Raw genomic sequence first — 18,162 nt, 5'->3', positions numbered from 1 at the left:
CAGCGCTGCGCCCTCGGCCAGCGGGAGCCTCGAGAGCGCGGCGCTGGTACACTCGCCGCGTGCACCTCGGCGCGCTGCTGCTCCCGGCCCTCCTCGCCTTTCCGCTCGCCGCGCACGGCGGACAGGGCAGCGGCGATCTCGTCGCCGCCGCGGCCGCCGCAGGGCGGCCCCCCGAGTGCTCGGCCCGGTCGAGCCGGGCTATCGCCCGGGGGCCCACCGTGTGGGAGCGCGCGCGCTCGCCGGATCTTCCGCGCTACTGCGACCTGCTCGCGCGAGCCCAGGCGCAGCTCGGCGGCGGCGCCGAGGCGGCGCGCGAGGCGGCGCGCCAGGCCGATCAGCTCCTCCCGGGCCACGCCGCGCCCCAGGTCCTGCTCGCGCGCGCCGCCCTGGCGCTCGGCTCGCCCGAGGAAGCCGCGCGCGCCTTCGCGCTCGCGCGGCAGATCGACCCCCGCAGCGTCGAGGACCCGCACACCTTGCACGACCTCGCCCGGGCGCTCGCGCGGACCGGCCAGCGCGGCGAGGCGATCGCGATCTACCGCGCGCTCGTCCCGCGGATCGACCTCCTGGCCACCGCGGACCAGCGCGCGCTCGTGCTGCTCGAGGCGGCGCACCTGTCGATGGCCGCGGGCGCCGCCGCGGGCGCCGCCGCGGCCTCGCCGCCCGCCGAGGGCGCGCGCGCCGGGCTCGACGAGGCGATCGCCTACCTGCGCGAGGCGCGACACCGCGCGCAGACGCAGCTCGCCCGCGACGTGACGCTGTCGCTCGCGCTCGCGCTGGACCGCGCCGGCGACAGGGCGCAGGCCGACGCCGCGCTCGAGGGCGCGGCCGCGGCGGTGCAGGCGGGGCCGGCGCGCGCGCTCGACGCCCACGCCGGCGCGGCGGCGCGCGAGCACGCGGCGGACGACGTCGCCGGCGCGGCGGCGCGCCTGCGCACGGTCGACTACCTCGCCTCCCCGGACGACCGGCTCGCCCTGGAGGCGCTCGCGCTGGAGCGGAGCGCGCCGGCCGCCGCGATCGAGCGATGGGAGGCGTACCTGTCGGGCGCCGGCGGCCAGGGCCCCTGGGCCGCGGCGGCGCGCGCGCGCCTCGACGCCCTGCGGAAGGGCGCAGGCGGCGGCGGGCGCGCCGCGGGCCCGGGGGCGGCCGGACGCGGCCCGCGCGAGCGCGCGCCCTCTACGAAGAACGCGCCGGCGCCCGGGCCGAGGGCCGGAGGCGGGCGATGAGCCGCCGGCGACCGCGCTGGCTCCCCCGGCCGCTCGGCGCCGCGGCGCTCGCCGCGCTCGCGGCGCTCGCCACGGGCGCCGCGCCCGCGACGAGCGCCGCGGCGCCGACGGTCTGGGCCCGCGCGCTGGATCCGCAGGCCGACGAGCGCGCCGCGCTGCTCTCCCAGGCTGACGGGCTCCTCGCCCGGTACGAGCGGCTCCGGCGCTCGCCGCTGCTGGAGCGCGTCGAGGAGATCGGCCCGCTCTGGCTGCGCGAGGCGCGCGCCCTCTACGAGCGCGCCGGCGCCGCGACCTCGCGCGACTACGCGGTGCGGCTCCGCTACGCCTCGATCCTCGAGGACCTCGGGGACGTGCAGGGCGCCGCCGCGGCGCTCGAGGCGCTCCTGCGCACGGACCCGCCCGCGCCCGCCCGGGCCGCGGCGTGGCACGCGCTCGCGGTCGCTTATGCGCGGCTCGGCAGGTACCACGACGAGATCAAGGCGTACGACGAGGCGCTCGCGCTCGAGCCCCACGCGGCCTCGCGGGCGCTCCTCCTGGCCAACCAGGCCGAGGCGTTCATGGTGCTCGGCGACATCACCGCCGCGGTCGAGGGGTACCGGACCGCGCTCGCCACGCTCGGGTCGCTCGACATGTTCCGCTACGGCGTGACGACGCTCTGGGGCCTCGCCGTGGCGCTCGATCGGTCGGGCGACCTGGAGGGCGCCCTCGAGCACATCCGGCTCGCGAGGACCTACGACCGGGCGGACCAGCAGATCCACGGTTCAGGCTGGTTCTACGTGCCCCCGTACGACGAGGCCTGGTACAGCGCGCTCGGCCACTGGACCGCGGCGCGCGCTGCCGAGCTCGGCTCCGCCCGCGCCGAGTCGTACCTGCAGGCCGTGGCGGCGTGGGAGTCGTACATCGCGCAGGCCCCGGCCAGCGACCACTGGCTGCCGCTGGCGAAGGCGCGGCGCGCGCAGTGCGAGCGGGAGCGGGAACAGACGGTGAAACGGCTGCGCAAGGCGGCGCCCGCGGCGCCGCAGCGGCGCTGAGGTGCCCGCCGCATCGTGCCGCCCGCGCTTCCGTCCAAGAGCGAGGCGGCTCGGACGCCCTTTACGATCCCGCCCTGCAGGTACACTTTAGCTTGGGCCGCCCTCGCGCGCGGGGGCGGCCCCGGTCCAGCTCACCCCGAACGGAGATCCGTGGAGATGCGCGACTCGGTGTTCAATGAGCCGGTGTTGTGGTCGGGGCGGCCCAAGGTGGTCGCGACGCCGCTCGTCCACTCCGTGAGCGCGGCGGTGTGCGGGGTGACCGCCGCGATCAGCACCGCGTCCGCCGTGGTGGTCAGCAAGGCGCTCGGCTCGTCGCCGACCCAGCTGCTCGCCTTCGCGGCCTGGATGGCGACGCTCGCGGTGGCGTTCAGCTACTTGCCCCGCTGGTGGCGCTCGGAGCTCGAGTACCTGCTCACCGACCGGCACATCGTGGTGCAGCGCGGGAAGCTCCGGCGCTCGATCGAGCGGCGGTCGATCAGCTACGCGCGCATCCACTGGCACCCGAAGCACCCCGGCGTCGGCGACCTCGAGCTCGTGCGGGCGGTGCCGACCGGCGCGCTCCGCCGGCGGCTGTCGATCGTGCTCCCCGGCGTGGTGGCCCCGGATCGCCTCTGGGCGATCCTGCGGGGCGTCGTGCCGTCCGCGCCCGCGGGCGACGGCCACCGGCTGCTCTCGCAGCGCCTCGACGAGGGCGAGCGGGTGCTCTGGTCGGCGCACCCGGCCGACGGCTGGCACAAGTGGCTCCCGACCGGCCTGCGCGGCGTCGGGTCCGTGGCGATCGGCCTGTTCCTCGGCAGCTTCGCCGTGGTCACGGCGGTGCACGCCGTGCGCAGCCTCCGCATCGTGACCGCGGCGGGGATGGATCCGGAGAGCGTGTCCTTCGTGGCGCTCGTCGCGTCGCTGTCGCTCACGATCGTGCTGCTGATCGCGGCCGGGGCGGCGATGCTCTACATGTCGGTGGTGCGCCCGGCGCGGCTCGCGGCGCGGACGCGGTACCTGATCACGGACCGGCGCGTGCTCATCCAGCGGGGCGACGAGGAGCTGCACCTCGACCGCTCGCGCATCGTCGACGTCATCGACGCGCCCGGCGCCGGCGGGCTGCGCGACGTGTTCCTCGTGCTGGACGGCCCGCGGGCGCGCGCGGTCGCCGCGAGCGGCGCCTTCGGCGAGGCCCCGGGCGCCGGGCTGCAGCCGGTGCTGCACCGGGTCGCGGACGTGGAGTCGGTGCGACAGATCCTGCGGCCGGCGTAGGCCGGGCGGCGCGCGCGCAGCGCGGCGAGCCCGCGGCGGCGTCGCGCGGACTGCGTATCGCTGCGGCGCTCCGGGGGCGCTCCGGGAGCCACGGTGGCCCCGCGCGACCCTACCGCCCGCCCGGGACCGGGTTACGCCGCGATACGGAAACGAACGGGCCTCACCTCGGCCGCGCCGTCCGGCAGGGCCTTGTCCGCCTCAGCCCGAAGCGCCTCAAGCTCCGCACGCAGCCCCTCCGCGGCGCCATCCTCCTCGAGGTAGCGGGTCGCCAGGCTCAGGGCGCGCAGGTGCTCCCCTGCCCGGAGAGCCGCACGGACAGCTCCTTCCCGGGCGATCGCTCCTTCGACCTCCGCGGGGCCCGCCTGGCTGGCGATGTTCTCCTCGAGAAGGGAGACCTCTCGGTAAGCGTCCTGCGCCTCCCGCGATCCCTCCGCGAACCGCTCCGCCCGAAAGATCGCCGATGTCACGCGACGGTTCAGCTCAGCAAGGTTCATCCGTCTCGGTCTCCCACAACGATGCCCGCGGTTCGAGGAACCGTACCACGCAAGCGGCCGCGCGCCGAGCGGCGGCCGACGAAGCCGCCTGGGCGCGCTTCTCGTTCTCGCGCGGGCCGATCGCCGCGGCGTCCGTCCCGCTGATCTCCAGGACGATGAACGCGCCGTTCGGTCCGGCGAAGAGCCAGTCCGCGCGTTCACCCCGCCCCGACTGCAATCGTCGGACGAGCCGCCATCGAGGCCGGTGATGGCCCACGATCCCGAGCGCGATGCCCTCCGCGCCCTCCTCTGTTGCGCGCTTCTCGTCGATCTTGTCTGCCGTCACGGCGCCCCGCTTCCGCCATACGAGCTCGTCATCGCTCGACTTCCCCGCAAGATCGAGCGCCAGGAGGACGCCGGGCTCGTGCCTGCGCCCCAGCGCGACCGCCGCACCGAACGCCATCATCCCAGCCACCTCGTCGGGCAGACCCGGGTGAAGCTCCACGAGCGCCTCGAGGTCGATCTTCATCCGAGCGTGCCGAGCTGGAGGTGCAGCGCCGCGAGGAACCCCTCGAGCACGCGCTCGAATACGTTGCGTGGAAACGTCGCCGTCGTCGGATACTCGCTCGATCCCGGATCCGGTCCAAAAGAGAGCTCGAGCTCGGCGCCTGCCACAGAGCTCGCCTGCTGCCGTGCTGCAACGAGCTCAGGCAGCGCCTCGACGAAGAAGTGCACGAGGTCAGGGGAGCCAGGGCGGGTCGCGCGCTGCGTCCGGTAGGCCGCCACGTGAGCCGCGAGCCGGTCGTGCGGCGCAACACAGAGCACCTTCGGCAGCGGGCCGATCGCCGACATGGCGGGTCCGTAACCGTGGAGCTCGAGGCTGAGCCACCGGACCCGCACGTCGTCGCCTGCGTCCTCGAACAGGCGGCGCGCCGCGGTCGCCGCTGCGACGGGATCCATCGAGGGGGCGAGCCCAGCGCGGAGGGCGCGCGCCCGCGTCGCGACGGAATACGCCGTCTCGGGGGTCATGCGCGGAGTATAACCTCACCGCCGCGCCACGCGGGCCTCCAGGTCCCGCACGCGCGCCTCGAGCTCGCGCACGCGCGCCTCGGCGGCGGCGCGGGCGCGCTGCTCCGCGGCGCGGGCGCGCTGCTCCACCGCGCGCGCCTCGCCCTCGGCGCGGAGCGCCTCCTCCTCGGCGGGCACGAGGTCGGTCGCGCGGGAGCTCCGCGCGACGCGCAGCGCCGGGTGCGGGCCGTCCTTCAGCACGACGAGGTGGGCGTCGAGCGCCTCGACCCAGAGGGGGTCGGCGCCGGCGTGCACGCGCAGGTACGTGCCGTCCGGCTCGCGGCGGTAGAGCTGGAGCGGCACGCGCTCTTCGCCGTGCGGCGCGAGCGGCGCGCGGGCGGCGGCGGCCTCGGGATCGAAGAGCAAGAGCTCGGGGCAGCCGAGCTGCCAGTACTTCGCCGGCGCCTCCTCGTACACGCGGCGCCAGTCGCCCGCGACGATCTCCAGCGCGAACCGCGGCGGGCGGTGCCCCGAGAGCCAGGTCTGCCATTGCCGCGGCAGCGGCGGCACGGGGCGATGATCGAGGACGTAGAGGTCGGGGAGCACGCGGACGAGCGGCTCGCCCCGCACCCAGGCGAAGGCGTGGTCGGTCCCGGCATACCAGTCGACCCAGCCGCGCTCGCGCGCGAGCTGCGCGAGCACCGAGAGCAGCAGGCGGACGACCCCGGCCCTGGCCGCCTTGTCGGGGCGCTCCGCGTCGTCGGGCAAATACCAGCCGGACCAGTCGATCGCGGCGCCGGCCTCCTCCGGCGAGAGATCGCGAAGCACGAGCGCGCGCGGCGCCCGCCGGGCGTTGAGCAGGAACTCGAAGCGCTTACATGGGGCCACGCGGGCAAGCTAGCACTGCCGCGGCTCCGGGGAGCTCCCGCCCGGCGCATTCCTCTCGAGCGCGCCGGGAGCGACCCCCGCCCCGGCGGCCGCCGGGTCGCGGCGCGCCGTGGCCTGCGCGATCGCCCCGAGGACCTGCTGGACGCTGGCCGGCTTCACCAGGTGCTCGTCGAACCCCGACGAGAGCGCGCGCAGGCGATCCTGCTCCTGGCCGTAGCCCGTGAGCGCGATCAGCACCACGCGCGCGTCCGTCAGGACCTCGGCCCTGAGCTTCTGCGCGACCTCGTAGCCGTCCATCACCGGGAGCCCGATGTCGAGCACCACGATCTCCGGCCGGAAGCGCCGCGCCTCGTCGAGCGCCGAGGGGCCGTCGAGCGCGACGCTGACGGCGTACCCCGCGGTGGTGAGCGCGTCCGCGAGGAGCTCGGCGCCGTCGTCGTTGTCGTCCACCACGAGCACGCGCCTGCGCGCGGCGGGCGGCCGCGCGCCCGGCTGCGCGGGCTCGGGCGGCGCGCCGCGCCCGTGCGCCGCCCGCGGGAGGCGCGCGATGAACTCGCTCCCCTCGCCGGGCCCGTCGCTGCGCGCCTCCACGGACCCGCCGTGCATCTCGAGCAGGCGCTTCACGATCGTCAGGCCGAGGCCGAGGCCGCCCTTCTCCCGATCGAGCCGCTGCGGCCCCTGGACGAACATGTCGAAGACGTGGGGGAGCAGCGACGGAGGGATGCCGGCGCCGGTGTCGCGGACCTTGATCACCACCTCGCGGCCCAGCGGCTCCGCGGACACCGCGATGTGCCCGCCGGGGTCGGTGTACTTCGCCGCGTTCGTCACCAGGTTCGTCAGCACCTGCACGAGCCGGACGTGATCGCCCTCGACCACGAGCTCCTCGGGCGGCATGAGCACCTCGAGCCGGTGCTTGCGCTGCTCGAGGAGCGGGCTCGCGAGCTCGATCGCCTTGGCCGCGAGCTCCGCCACGCGCAGGCGCTCCGGCTTCAGCGCGATCTTGCCCCGGGTGATGCGGGAGACGTCGAGCAGATCGTCCACGAGGCGCTCCAGGTGCCGCACCTGGCGCTCGATGACGACGCGCGCGCGCTCCCCCACGACGCCGGCGCGCTCTCCGCCGCCGTCCTGGCTCCGCTGCATCAGCTCGAGCGCCGTCAGGATGGGCGCCAGCGGGTTGCGCAGCTCGTGGCCGAGCATCGCCAGGAACTCGTCCTTGCGGCGCTCGGCGCTCTCGGCCAGCGCCCGCGCGGCGCGCTCCGCCTCGAAGAGCAGCGACCGCGCGATCGCCTGCGCGGCCTGGTGGCCGATGGTCATCATCAGCGCCTCGTCTTCCCGGGTGAACTCGCGCGGCTCGGCGAAGTGGAACCAGGCCACGCCGACGGCCCGCTCCTCGAGCAGGAACGGGATCGCCGCCGACGCCCGGAGCTGCGGTTCGACGAGGTCCTCCAGGTGGGGATAACGCGCCGTCAGGGCCTCGGGCGAGCTGAGCAGGATGGGCCGCGCGTGGCGGACGGCGTCCGTGGCCGGGAGCGGCTCGTCGAGCGAGATCACCCGGAAGCCGTCGGAGCGCGCCGGGCGGACCCCGCACCACGCGAGCACCCGCACGGCGCCGGGATCGGGGTGGAGCACCCCCAGGGCGCCGCCCTGCGCCCCGAGCGCCGTCGTGATCTGCTCGACGGCGACCTGCGCGGCCTGCTCGAGCGTCGTCGCGGTCGAGAGCGCCGCCGCCAGGGCCTCCAGCCGCGCGGCGCGCGCGCGCGCCTGCCGCTCGGCCTCGAAGAGCTGCGCGCGCGCGATCGCCTGCGCGGTCTGCCCCGCGACGGTCATCATGAGGAGCCGATCCTCGCCGCCGAACGTCCGGGGCTGCTCGAAGGAGAGCCACAGGGCGCCGATCGCCACCCCCTCGACGAGCAGCGGGATCGTCGCCCACGATCGGAACGCCAGGTTCAACGTCGACGCCACCCCGGGGTAACGCGCCAGCATCTCCTCCGGCGACCCGACGAGCACCGGGGCCGCGTCGCGCACGGCGTCGGTGACCGGCAGCGGTACGGAGAGCGGGATCGCCCGGTAGGGCGCGAGCGCCGCCGTACTGAGGCCGCGGCCCGCGACGACGCGGAGGCACTGCGCCTCCACGTCGAGGACGGCCAGCGCGCCCGCGGAGGAGCCGAGGGCGACCCCGATCTGCTCGACCGCCACCTTCGCGGCGTCCTCGAGCGTCGCGGCCGCCGCGAGCGCCGCGGTGACGACCTCGAGCCGCTCGGCGGTCCCGGCCGCGCGCGCCGACGCGGCGGCCGCCTCGCGCAGCTCCATCTCCTGGCTCAGCAGCGCGGCGAGGTCGCGGAGGATGCCGGCGTCCCGCTCCTCCCAGCTGCGCGCGCGGCGGTCGAGGACGCTCAGGGCGCCGACGCACGCCCCGTCCCCCCCGCGGAGCGGCGCGGCGAGCCAGGACGCCGCCCCGAGCTCGCGGAGCGCGGGGCCGTCGCGCAGCGCGGGATCGAGCCGGGCATCCTCGACGGCGAGCAGATCGCCGCGCGCAACGTGGTCGAGGGCCGCCTGCGGGAGCGGGCCCCGAGGGTCCGCCCCCCAGCCTTCGGGCACGCCGACGCCGCCCGCGAGGCGCCCGTCGCGGCGCGTGATCAGCGCGATCGGGACGAGCAGCGACCTGGCCGCGAGCGCCGCGACCCTGACGAGCGAGCTCTGTGGGACGATGTCGAGGAGATCCTCACCACGCCGGGGCGCTGCAGGGCGATCAGGCGGCGAAGGAGCCTCCAGGTTGCTGTCCACCGCGCGAGCCTATCAGAACGCGCGAGGCCGAATGCCCAAGCATTTGTAGAGTTGCAGACAGGATAAACCGAGCTCCGAGATCGGCTTCGTCCCCTGGCACATGTGCCAGGCCGCGGCGGGCCGCCATGGTTGTCGCGCCTCGCGCCGCGAACCACCGCCGATCCGTGCCGAAATCGAGCGGCGCCGAGGGCTCGGGCGCCTGGCTCGGTCCTTGCGAATGTGGCCAGCACCATGCGAACACACCGCGCCCATTCCTCTCTCTGGCTCCTCGTTGCAACAGGCGTCCTCGCCGCTGGATGCGTGGTCGACACCACGTCGCCGGTCGACACCGACGACACGCAAGCGCCCCTCCGCCGCGCTCGGTCCTGCGAGGATCTCGAAGCGTCGCTGAAGCAGGACGCGCTCGCCAAGATGAACGCCCAGATCGACGCGATGATCGCGAGTTACGCCACGTACGGCTACTACCCGGGCCGCGGCGACGAGGTGGCCGTCAACGATGAGCCCAACGGGACGCCCGCCCCCACCCCCCCCGCCGATCCCAGCTCGGCGCCCGGCGGCGACCTCGGGGGAGCAGCGGAAGACGCCGATGCCCCGTCGCACTCCGAGACGAACACCCAGGTCGCCGGCGTCGATGAGGCGGATATCGTCAAGACCGACGGCAACAACATCTACCTGCTCCACGGGCAGACCTTCGTCACGCTCACCTCGTGGCCGGCCTCGTCGCTCGCGGTGGGCAGCTCGCTCGCGCTCGAGGGCGATCCGTTCGAGATGTTCGTGACGGACGACAAGGTCGTCGTCTACTCGAATGTCAACGGTCCCTCGATCTATGAACGAGCGGGGGTCGAGCCGCGGTCCGAGTACTACGATTACGTGATCCGCGGCGGGGTCGCCGTGCCCGGCATCGCCGTGGACGGGCCGGCGGGCGAGCCGAGGCCCGCGGACGGCGGAGGCTCGAGCAGCAGCGGGGGCTCGAGCGGCAGCGGGAGCTCGAGCGGCAGCGGGAGCGACACGCCGGCTACCCCCCCGGACGAGCCGGCGCCGACCCCGGGCGCCGAGCCGCCGCCGCCGGAGGGCGACGATCCGCCGCCTGCAGGGGAGTTCGACGCGCCGCCGCCCGACGGGGGCGCCAGCGACCCGGACAAGCCCGAGGAGCCCGGCGTCCCCGTCGGTCCGGACGAGTCGTACGTCTACGCCCCGCTCACGAAGATCACCGTGCTGAGCCTCGCCAGCGGCGGCCCCAGCGTGGTCAAGGAGCTCTACTTCGAGGGCAACTACACCTCGTCGCGCCGCGCCGGCGAGCACGTCCGCACGGTGCTGAGCGGCGGCGCCCACGGCCCCGCGCTCAACTACTGGCCCGCGGACCTGACGGAGTACCCCTCGACCCAGGAGGAGTGGACCGCGGCGTTCGAGCAGCTCCGCGCCGAGAACACGGCGATCATCGAGGCGGCTTCCGTCTCGACGTGGCTGCCGCACCGCTTCGAGAAGGAGGGAGAGGCCGTCACGCTGCTCGAGGCGAGCTGCTCGGACTTCTACATCCCGGCGGTCGGCACGACGGCCTACGGCCTGACGCAGATCGAGTCGATCGACCTCGAGCACCTGAGCGCCGACCCGGCGTCGACCTCGATCATCGGTGCGAGCGAGACCGTCTATTCGAGCCAGGACGCCCTCTATGTCGCCGCGCAGGGCTGGCAGGAGCCCCCGTCGCCGGAGGGCTTCGGCGAGGAGCTCGTGAGCCTCAGCCTCACGCACGTGCACAAGTTCGACCTGACCGCGAACCCGAGCCAGCCGCAGTACGTCGCCTCGGGCTCGGTGCCAGGGGTCGTCCGCAACCAGTTCTCGCTCGATGAGCAGGACGGCAAGCTCCGTATCGCCACGACCGAGCAGCTCTTTTCGGCGACCGAGCGGACGACCGCCAACAACGTGTTCGTGCTCGAGGCCCGCGGGGACGATCTCGCGCGCGTCGGCGCCGTCACGGGCCTGGCCCCCGGCGAGACGATCCAGTCGGCCCGCTTCGTCGGCGACCGCGGCTACGTCGTGACGTTCCGCCAGGTCGACCCGCTGTTCGTGATCGACCTCGCCGACCCGGCGGCCCCCGCCGTCGCGGGCGAGCTCAAGATCCCCGGCTTCAGCGAGTACATGCACCCGCTCGACGACGGGCACCTCCTGACGATCGGCCGCGACGGGACCGAGGACGGCGAGGTGACCGACCTGGCGCTGCAGATCTTCGACGTCAGCGACCCGGCGAAGCCGGCGCAGCTGCACAAGGCGACGATCGACGCGACGTACGCGTCCTCCGAGGCGTCGTACAACCACAAGGCGTTCACGTACGACCGTGAGCGCGGCGTGCTCGCCATCCCGCTCGTGAGCTACTCGCCGGACACCTTCGAGATGAAGAGCACGCTCGAGCTCTTCAGCGTCGATCTCGAGGACGGGATCAGCCGGCTCGGCGCGGTCGACCACAGCGCGTTCTTCGGCGCCGAGTCCGACCCGTGCTACGGCTACTTCGGCTACCAGGTGCGGCGCGGCCTCTTCATCGAGGATCACGTCTACTCGATCTCGTACGGCGGCGTCGTCGCGAACGCGCTCGACGACCTCGAGACGCCGGCGGCCTCGGTGGCGCTGCCTGTCCCGACCTCGATGTGGGGCGGATGCGGCGTGCTCACGCCCGCGCCGGAGACCGGCATCGACGGCTGACGATTCACCGCGAGCGCCCGCCCGCCCGGCAGCAGATCGCGCCGGACCGGGCGGGCGCAGCGCCGCCCGGGAAGGCCGCGCGGCAGGGGCGCACGCCCCGCCCGCCTCGAAGACCCGCCGCTAGCTTCCTGCCTCTTCGTCCTCGTCCTCGTCGTCCGTCGCAGGCGCGGGCCGCTCGCCCGCGGCGACCTGGAGCTCCCGCACGATCGCGAGCAGGTCCGGGCAGCAGAAGCGCTCGACGACCGATCCGTCGGGCGCCAGCTCGAAGGCCGGCGGGCCGCCGTGGATCGGGCACGCCACGTCGGTGTACTTCGACTCGAGATCCTTCAGCACACCTTCATCGATCTCGCGGACCTCGCCTTCGACCGTCGCGGCCGCCTGCTCTCGCTCGTTCGTCGCCATGCGGGCACGCTAGCACGAAGGGCCCCGCGGCTCGCGCGCGGATCCCGGCGCCTCTACGCCCTGTCCTGGCCGCAGCGCCGGGGCCCGGTTCGGTGCGTGATCCGCCGCGCCGGGTTCACCAGAACCGGCCGCTGAGCCCCACACCGCCGAGCCCCGGCCCGAGGATCGGCGTGGCGGAGAGCTCGAGCATCGGGCCGCCGGGGCGCGAGGGCGAGGGCTCCGTCCGCGCGGGCAGCGGCGGGGGCGGGGGGCTCGGCGTGTCGAAGAGGTAGAGCGCCAGGCCGCCGAGCCAGAACGTCGCGGCGGTGCTGAGCAGGGCCGAGCTGGCGTTCGCGAGATCGTCGCGCTCGCCGAGCTGCTGCTCGTACTCCTTCAGCTCACGCTCCGAGATCCCCCGCTCGTTGCGCTTCCCCGCGATCTCGCGCGCCGCGTCCTGGTGCTCGAGGCTCGCGAGCGCCGTCATCGCGCCGACGCCGGCGGACAGGGTCCCCACCGCGAACAGGCCATACGACACCTTCCGCTGCACGCTGCTCGAGAGGACCACCTCGACGACGCGGCGCTCGCCGCGGCCGAGCGACAGCGCGCGCGAGAATGGCTTGTGGCCGTTCTTCATGGCGACGATGAACCGCGTGCCCGGGGCCACCTGGATGAGCGGCAGCGGCGTCGTGCCGAGGAGGCGCCCGTCCAGCGTGACCTCCACGCCCCGGGGGGACTTCACCTCGAGGAGCGCCGGCATCTCGCGCAGCTCCCGGTCGATGCCGGTGAGGTCGCCCTCGACCGCGACCACCTCGCGCTCCTCGGCGACGTACCCCTCGGCCGTGATCCGGATCCGGTGCTTGCCCGGCTCGACCTCCGCCATCATCGGCACGTCGACCGGCGGGCGGCCGTCGAGGGACACGCGCGCCCCCGCGGTCGGCGACGTGACGCTGATGCGGGCCCGCGGCCTGACCTCGGGCGGCGCCTCGGCCTTCACCTCCGCCGCGGCCGGCGCCGCGGGCGCGGCCGCCGCGGTCGCGTCGAGGCGCGCGGCGATCACGGCGAGCTCGCTCAGCGCCTCGGCCGCGTCCGCGCGGCGCCCGCCCTGCGGGACCTGCTCCAGGTAACGCCGGTAGTTCGCGATCGCCGCCCGCAGCGCCTCGGGGCTCTGCTCGACCGCATACAGCCGGCGGTAGGCCTGGGCGAGCGAGAAGAGCAGGGCCGGGCGTGGCGCCTTCTTGTACGCCGCCTCGAAGGACTGCACCGCGTCGCCGTACCGCGTGGCGGCGTAGGCCTGGGCGCCGGCGTTGAAGAGCGCCTTCGCCTGCTCGACGTCCTCCTCGGCCGAGGCCGCGCGCGGCGCGAGCGAGGCCGCCGCGAGGAGCGTGAGCGCGAGGCAGAAGGAGGCCCTCATCGGCGGATCGGCGCCCCCTCGAAGACGCGGAGCGCGCCGTCCGTGAGCACCGCGAGGTCGTCGACCCCGTCGCCGAGCGCGTCGCACGTCGCGATCGCGGAGCCGCCGGGGATGCCGTCCAGCTTGCCGACGGCGAACCGGCGCCCGTCGGCGCCCGTCCAGCAGATGGCGGCGCCGCCGGCGCACGCGCCGAGCGTGTAGGCGGCGCCGCGCGTGAGCAGGACGAGCGCCGCGCCGGCGCCGGCGCCCGCGTGGATCCGGGCGAAGTCGGCGCTCGTGACCGCGCTCTCCGGGTCGTCCGGCTCGCCGCCCGAAGGATCGAGCTCCACCGGCCCGGACAACGTGCCATCTCCCTGGTTCCAGAAGACGGCGAGCCTGCTCGCCGTGATCCGGCGTGTCCCCTCCTCCAGCCGGTAGGCGATGCCCACGACGTCCACCCGCTGATCGCCGTCCACGTCCCCCGCGCGGAGCCCGGCGTACACCGTGTTCTGGGCGCCCGCCGAGCGCACCCGCGTCACGACGAACGCGCCGCGCCCGTCGTGGCGCGCCACGACGATCGCGCCCCGCATCGCCGGCGCGGCCGGATCGTCCCCGACGACCTCCACCGGCAGCGACAGGACGAGCTCGTCTCTCCCGTCGCCTTCCAGGTCGACGGCGATCCCCTCCAGCGCCCACTCGAGCTCCCGGGAGGGGGTGAGCTCCGGGGGGAGCACGACGGGCTGCTCGCCCTCGCTCAGGAGGGCGCCCGCGCCCGCATCAAGCGCCGGCAGGAGCCAGAGCTCGGCCGAGCCCCGGGGGGAAGCGGGGCTCGGAGCGGCGACCGTCAGGGAGGCGACCTGCGCCCGGTCGCCCTCGAAGCGGCCGGCGATGCTGCTCAAGGCGCGCCGCTCTCCTGCCTGCCGCGCCGCGCCCGCGCCGACGAGCGGCAGCGCCGGCAGCAGCGACCGCGAGCCATGGCCCTCGAGCAGGCCGATCGCGACGCCCTCGCCGCGCGAGAAGAGCAGGCCGACGTCGTCCACGGCGTCGTCCGGCCGGGGCAGCCGGACGGCGGCGAGGTCGAGGAGCCCCTCGAGCGCGCCGACCCGCGCCGGGGGCTCCGGCGCCTTCCTGTACCGGCCGAAGCTGACGGACAGCGCCGGGCGGCTCGCGCCGGACGGCGTGCTCCCGGCGCCCTCGACGAACACGACGTCCGGCAGGAGGTCGCCGTCGACGTCCCCCATGGCGAAGCTCGAGACGTTGCCCCGCGTCGGGATCACGAGCTCGTTGAGCCGGAAATCGGAGGGCAGCGCGCCGGCGGCGCCGTGGAAGAACGAGAGGCCCGTCGCCGCCGCGTCGGCCGCGATCACGTCGGGCACGCCGTCGAAGGTCGCGTCCGCGATCGCCGCGCGGGTCCAGCGTCGGCCGCTCGAGGGCGCGATCCGCTGGAACGCGACGTGGTACGGGGGCGAGAGCCCGGGCTCGCCGAGCCTCACCGCGTCGGGCTCGACGACGTCGATCTGCCCGTCGCCGTTGAGATCGCCGATCGCGATCGGCGGCCCGAGGCCGAACGAGCGCGCGGCGCCCGCGCCGCCGTCCCGGCGCGAGAGATCGCCGTACGGCGACAGGCCGCCGAACTCGAGGCCGCCCGCGCCCTCGGCGACGTCGAGCTCGTAGCAGGCCGCGCCCTCGGGCAGGCCGGGGTCGGGCTGCGCGCACGTGGCGCCGACGAGCAGGTCGAGCACGCCGTCGCCGGTCACGTCGCGGAGGAAGGCCGCGCCCGCGACCCGCGCGGCGCCCGGGAGCTCCACCGCGGCGTGCGCGCCGTCGTCCGGGGAGTAGACGTGCACGGCCGAGTCGCCCGCGAGCGCGACGGCGACCTCGTGCAACGGACCGCCGCCGAGGTCCGCGACCGCCGGCGGGCCGGCGAGCTCGCGCCTCCCGCGCCGGAGATCCAGGGGCGACAGCGACGTGCTCGCCTCCGTCGCCAGCCCGACCGCGAGCACGTCCTCCGACGCCGCGCCGCCTTCGGCGTCCGTCCCCGCGATCAGGGCGACCCACGCCTGCCCCTGCTCGCGCGTGCTGCCGACCGGCACGAGGCGCGCGCCGCCGAACGCAAGATTGTTCACATCCACTTCGCCGAACCCGTCCAGGCGGAGCACGGGCGCGAGCGCGGGCACCGGGGCGAACGTGCGATCGGGCTGGCCGCTCAAGATCGCCACGCCGGATCCCGCTCCGAGCGCGAGGTCCGCGGTGGCGTCCTCCGTGAGCCCAAGGCGCCCGAGCGCGGGCGTGAGGCGCCCGAGCGCGGGCAGGCCGCCGGCGAAGGGGATCGACACCCGCGCGCCCACCGTGCCGTTCGCGTCGTGGTAGACGGCTTCGAGGTGCGTCGGGCCGACCGCCACGAGGTCGCCGCGGCCGTCGCCGTCGAGATCGCCGGCGAGCAGCCGCTCGGCGCCGAGCGGCTGCGCGGCGCCGAGCTGCGTGAACGTGCCCTTGGGCGCGCGGCACACGCGGTCGATCCCGCAGCCCCACCCGCCCGGGCAGCCCTCGCCGTCGTCGTCGCACCCGTAGCGGCACGCGCTCTCGCTCCCCTGCGGGTAACACGTCGCCATCACCTTCGCGCCCAGCGCGTCGACCGTCTCGACCTGGCAAGACGCCGTCTCGTCGAAGCAGTCGCAGTCCTCGTTGCGCGACGGCTCGACGACGCCGTTGCCGCAGCGGCCCGGGACGATCTCGTCGAGCGGCTCGCACCCGGCGGCGACCGCCGCCGCGCCGAGCAGCGCCGCGGCGCCCGCGATCGCCCGCCCGAGCGGCCTCCTGCCGCGCCTCGGCCGCCCGAGCGGCCTCCCGCCGCGCCTCGGCCGCCCGATCACTGGAACGGGTTCTCCAGGTCGCTCTGGCCGGCGGCGCCCTTCCTGGTCGACGCCGCCCGCCTCAGCGTGACGGTGATCGCGCCGTCCTCCTCGGCCGGGACCTCCTGCACCTGCTCCACGTAGCCGGGCGCCTTGAAGGTGAGCGTCGCGGCGCGCCCGCGGGGCAGGCGCAGCGGCCCGGGCGCCTTGCCGACGAGCTTGCCCTGGCTCCACACGTCGACGTCCTTCGGCGTCGCCTGGATGTGGAGCTCGACCTCGGGCGGCGGCTGGGGCGGGGCGCCGTCCGCCGGGGTCGCCGGCACGACCGAGGGCGCCGGCGGGGCGCCGTCCGCCGGGGTCGCCGGCATGACCGAGGGCGCCGGCAGGGCCGACGGGACCAGCGCGGCCGCGATCGGCGCGGCGCCCGCGTCGAGCGCCGGCGCGCGCGGGGCGTCGGCCGCCGGCTCGCCGCGCCCGAGGAGCAGCGCGATCGCCGCGGCCGCCGCCGCGACGCCGAGGACGGCGGCCGCGGCGAGCGCCGCGGTCCGCCGCGGCGCTGCGGGCGGCGTGCTCTCCAGCCGGCTCGCGAGGGCCGTCTCGGTCCCGTGCGGCCCCGACCCCGCGCCCGCGGCAGGCCCCGGCTGCGTCGGGGCGAGCGCGTCGGCGCCGGGCCCCGCCGGGGCGGCGCGGCCGCCGTGCCCGAGGGCCGCGTCGCCCGTCCGCATCACGCTGGCGGGCACGTCGTACCCCGCGCTCCTCGCGGCCTCCACGAGCGCCGCCGTCGCCTCGAGCAGCGACGGAGGGCGGCTCGCCGGGTCCTTCTCGAGCATCCGCAGGAGCGGCGCGTCGAGCGCCGGCGAGAGGTGCGCGGCCACGCTCGACAGGCGAGGCGGCGGATCCGACGTGTGCATGATCAGGAGGTCGAGCGCGCTCTCGGCGTTGAACGGCGGCGCGCCCGCGAGCAGCTCGTGCGCCATGACCCCGAACGAGTAGATGTCGGTCCGGTGGTCGACGTTCTTGCCGCGGCACTGCTCGGGGGACATGTAGAGCGGCGTCCCGATCGGGTTGCCCGTGCGCGTCTTGTGCGCCGCCGCCGTCGCGGGCTCGCCGAGCAGCTTGGCGATGCCGAAGTCGAGCAATTTCGGGAAGATGGAGCCGTCCTCGTCGAAGGCCAAGAACACGTTCTCGGGCTTGAGGTCGCGGTGCGCGATGCCCGCGGCGTGCGCGGCGTCGAGCGCCCGCGCGATCCTCACGAGGATGGGGAGCGCCTCGGCGGGCGTGAGGCGCCCGCGCCGCCGCCGGTAGGCGTCGAGGGTCATCCCCTCGAGCAGCTCCATCACGTAGTAGTGCCGGCCGTCCTCGAGGGCGCCGAACGAGAAGATATCGATGATGTTGCGGTGCCTGATCTGGTTCACCGCGCGCGCCTCGGCGACGAAGCGGGAGACGAGCTGCGGGTTCGCCGAGCACTGGCGGCTCAGGACCTTGATCGCGGCCGCCTTGCCGATGATGGGGTGCATGGCGCGATAGACCGTGCCGAAGCCCCCCTCTCCGATCTTCGCCTCGATGTGGTACTCGCCGACCAGCGTGCCCGCCGCGAGCTCCGGATCTGCGCTCGGCAGCGCGGCGTCCTGCTCGAGGGTGGCGGCGTCTTGCGCGCAAGCGGCGGCCGCATCCGCATGCTCGGTCCGGCACGTAGGGCATGTCGACATGAGGCCGTCCCGGACGAGGGTACACGGGGAGCGGGGCGCAGCACAGAGCCCGGTGCGTCGCAAACCGGCCGGGGCTGCCCGGGCCCGCGCCTCCGCCCCGCCTCCGCCGCGTCTCCGCCGCGCGGGGCGGCCTCGGAGGCGGGCTCGGTGGCCCGCGGGCTTGGGTGGCCGCCGGCTCGGGCGCCCCCGTCAGCGCGCGCCGCGCGGCCGCGCGGCCGCCCATGGCGCCTCGCCGGAGCGAGGGCGCGGCCTGCTCCCCGCGCCGAGCGCCTCGGAGCAGGCGCCGCGCCGGCCCCGCGCGGGGAGGCGCGCGCGCGGGCGTGAGCACGGCAGAGGCGTCGCCGTGCGGCGATATCCATGCGAGCGCCGGAGGCGCGAGAGCAGGTGAAAGAGGGTGTTTATCCGGCGTCGCGCGCCGCGCGAGACAGCCTCTCTCCGGAGGCGCGTGGGCCTCGCCGAGGACTCGAAGGAGCCTTTG

12 protein-coding genes are annotated in these 18,162 nt (G+C 75.7%); 4 read left to right on the top strand and 8 right to left on the bottom strand.

The annotated features are described in order from the left end of the window. The first annotated feature begins 59 nt into the window (after positions 1-59). The 3 genes from WMF43_RS48840 (at position 60) to WMF43_RS48830 (ending at position 3,505) form a co-directional block, all read left to right on the top strand. Positions 60-1,223 carry a hypothetical protein gene (locus WMF43_RS48840; protein ID WP_437675755.1) on the top strand — a complete coding sequence of 388 codons (1,164 nt, stop codon included), beginning with the start codon at positions 60-62 and terminating at the stop codon, positions 1,221-1,223. Continuing rightward, positions 1,220-2,254 (top strand): tetratricopeptide repeat protein, encoded by a 1,035-nt coding sequence (locus WMF43_RS48835; RefSeq protein ID WP_437675754.1) that lies wholly within the window; start codon positions 1,220-1,222, stop codon positions 2,252-2,254. Before WMF43_RS48840 ends, WMF43_RS48835 begins: the two co-directional genes overlap by 4 nt. A gap of 156 nt (positions 2,255-2,410) precedes the next feature. Then, entirely contained in the window at positions 2,411-3,505 is a 1,095-nt protein-coding gene (locus WMF43_RS48830; protein WP_437684237.1) for a hypothetical protein, read from the top strand. A 480-nt stretch (positions 3,506-3,985) separates the two neighbouring features. Here the strand turns inward: WMF43_RS48830 and WMF43_RS48825 are convergent, their stop codons facing one another. Genes WMF43_RS48825 through WMF43_RS48810 form a run of 4 tightly spaced genes read right to left on the bottom strand, consistent with a single transcriptional unit; the run spans position 3,986 to position 8,658 of the window. Continuing rightward, a complete protein-coding gene (locus WMF43_RS48825) occupies positions 3,986-4,507 on the bottom strand; it encodes a hypothetical protein (RefSeq protein ID WP_437675753.1) in 522 nt (173 codons plus the stop codon). Next, a complete protein-coding gene (locus WMF43_RS48820) occupies positions 4,504-5,007 on the bottom strand; it encodes a hypothetical protein (RefSeq protein ID WP_437675752.1) in 504 nt (167 codons plus the stop codon). The genes WMF43_RS48825 and WMF43_RS48820 overlap by 4 nt, the downstream gene beginning before the upstream one ends. A 15-nt stretch (positions 5,008-5,022) precedes the next feature. Next, a complete protein-coding gene (locus WMF43_RS48815; RefSeq protein WP_437675751.1) occupies positions 5,023-5,874 on the bottom strand; it encodes a Uma2 family endonuclease in 852 nt (283 codons plus the stop codon). Between the two features lie 9 nt (positions 5,875-5,883). Continuing rightward, positions 5,884-8,658, bottom strand: coding sequence for a GAF domain-containing protein (locus WMF43_RS48810; RefSeq protein ID WP_437675750.1), 2,775 nt, complete (start codon positions 8,656-8,658; stop codon positions 5,884-5,886). Positions 8,659-8,889: 231 nt separating this feature from the next. Here WMF43_RS48810 and WMF43_RS48805 point away from each other — a divergent pair, with 231 nt between their 5' ends. Next, on the top strand, positions 8,890-11,352 hold the full coding sequence (locus WMF43_RS48805) for a beta-propeller domain-containing protein (protein ID WP_437675749.1): 2,463 nt from the start codon (positions 8,890-8,892) through the stop codon (positions 11,350-11,352). A 120-nt stretch (positions 11,353-11,472) separates the two neighbouring features. Here WMF43_RS48805 and WMF43_RS48800 read toward each other — a convergent pair whose 3' ends face one another. The 4 genes from WMF43_RS48800 to WMF43_RS48785 all read right to left on the bottom strand — a co-directional run bounded on the left by WMF43_RS48800 (position 11,473) and on the right by WMF43_RS48785 (position 17,684). Continuing rightward, on the bottom strand, positions 11,473-11,754 hold the full coding sequence (locus WMF43_RS48800; RefSeq protein ID WP_437675748.1) for a hypothetical protein: 282 nt from the start codon (positions 11,752-11,754) through the stop codon (positions 11,473-11,475). A gap of 115 nt (positions 11,755-11,869) precedes the next feature. Further along, complete coding sequence (locus WMF43_RS48795; protein ID WP_437675747.1) at positions 11,870-13,144, bottom strand: PEGA domain-containing protein; 1,275 nt, start codon at positions 13,142-13,144, stop codon at positions 11,870-11,872. Continuing rightward, entirely contained in the window at positions 13,141-15,996 is a 2,856-nt protein-coding gene (locus WMF43_RS48790; protein ID WP_437675746.1) for a hypothetical protein, read from the bottom strand. Before WMF43_RS48790 ends, WMF43_RS48795 begins: the two co-directional genes overlap by 4 nt. Beyond that, a complete protein-coding gene (locus WMF43_RS48785; protein ID WP_437675745.1) occupies positions 15,993-17,684 on the bottom strand; it encodes a protein kinase domain-containing protein in 1,692 nt (563 codons plus the stop codon). The genes WMF43_RS48790 and WMF43_RS48785 overlap by 4 nt, the downstream gene beginning before the upstream one ends. Between the last annotated feature and the right edge of the window lie 478 nt (positions 17,685-18,162).

Source organism: Sorangium sp. So ce131, assembly GCF_051519095.1.
Lineage (GTDB): Bacteria > Myxococcota_A > Polyangia > Polyangiales > Polyangiaceae > Sorangium.
This window is presented reverse-complemented; position numbering and strand designations above follow the sequence as displayed.

Excerpts from the sequence above, each read along its gene's own strand:
- WMF43_RS48830 (WP_437684237.1), top strand. The coding sequence starts at position 2,411 with ATGCGCGACTCGGTGTTCAATGAGCCGGTGTTGTGGTCGGGGCGGCCC.
- WMF43_RS48820 (WP_437675752.1), bottom strand. The coding sequence starts at position 5,007 with ATGACCCCCGAGACGGCGTATTCCGTCGCGACGCGGGCGCGCGCCCTC.
- WMF43_RS48795 (WP_437675747.1), bottom strand. The coding sequence starts at position 13,144 with ATGAGGGCCTCCTTCTGCCTCGCGCTCACGCTCCTCGCGGCGGCCTCG.
- WMF43_RS48825 (WP_437675753.1), bottom strand. The coding sequence starts at position 4,507 with ATGAAGATCGACCTCGAGGCGCTCGTGGAGCTTCACCCGGGTCTGCCC.
- WMF43_RS48785 (WP_437675745.1), bottom strand. The coding sequence starts at position 17,684 with ATGTCGACATGCCCTACGTGCCGGACCGAGCATGCGGATGCGGCCGCC.
- WMF43_RS48835 (WP_437675754.1), top strand. The coding sequence starts at position 1,220 with ATGAGCCGCCGGCGACCGCGCTGGCTCCCCCGGCCGCTCGGCGCCGCG.
- WMF43_RS48800 (WP_437675748.1), bottom strand. The coding sequence starts at position 11,754 with ATGGCGACGAACGAGCGAGAGCAGGCGGCCGCGACGGTCGAAGGCGAG.
- WMF43_RS48805 (WP_437675749.1), top strand. The coding sequence starts at position 8,890 with ATGCGAACACACCGCGCCCATTCCTCTCTCTGGCTCCTCGTTGCAACA.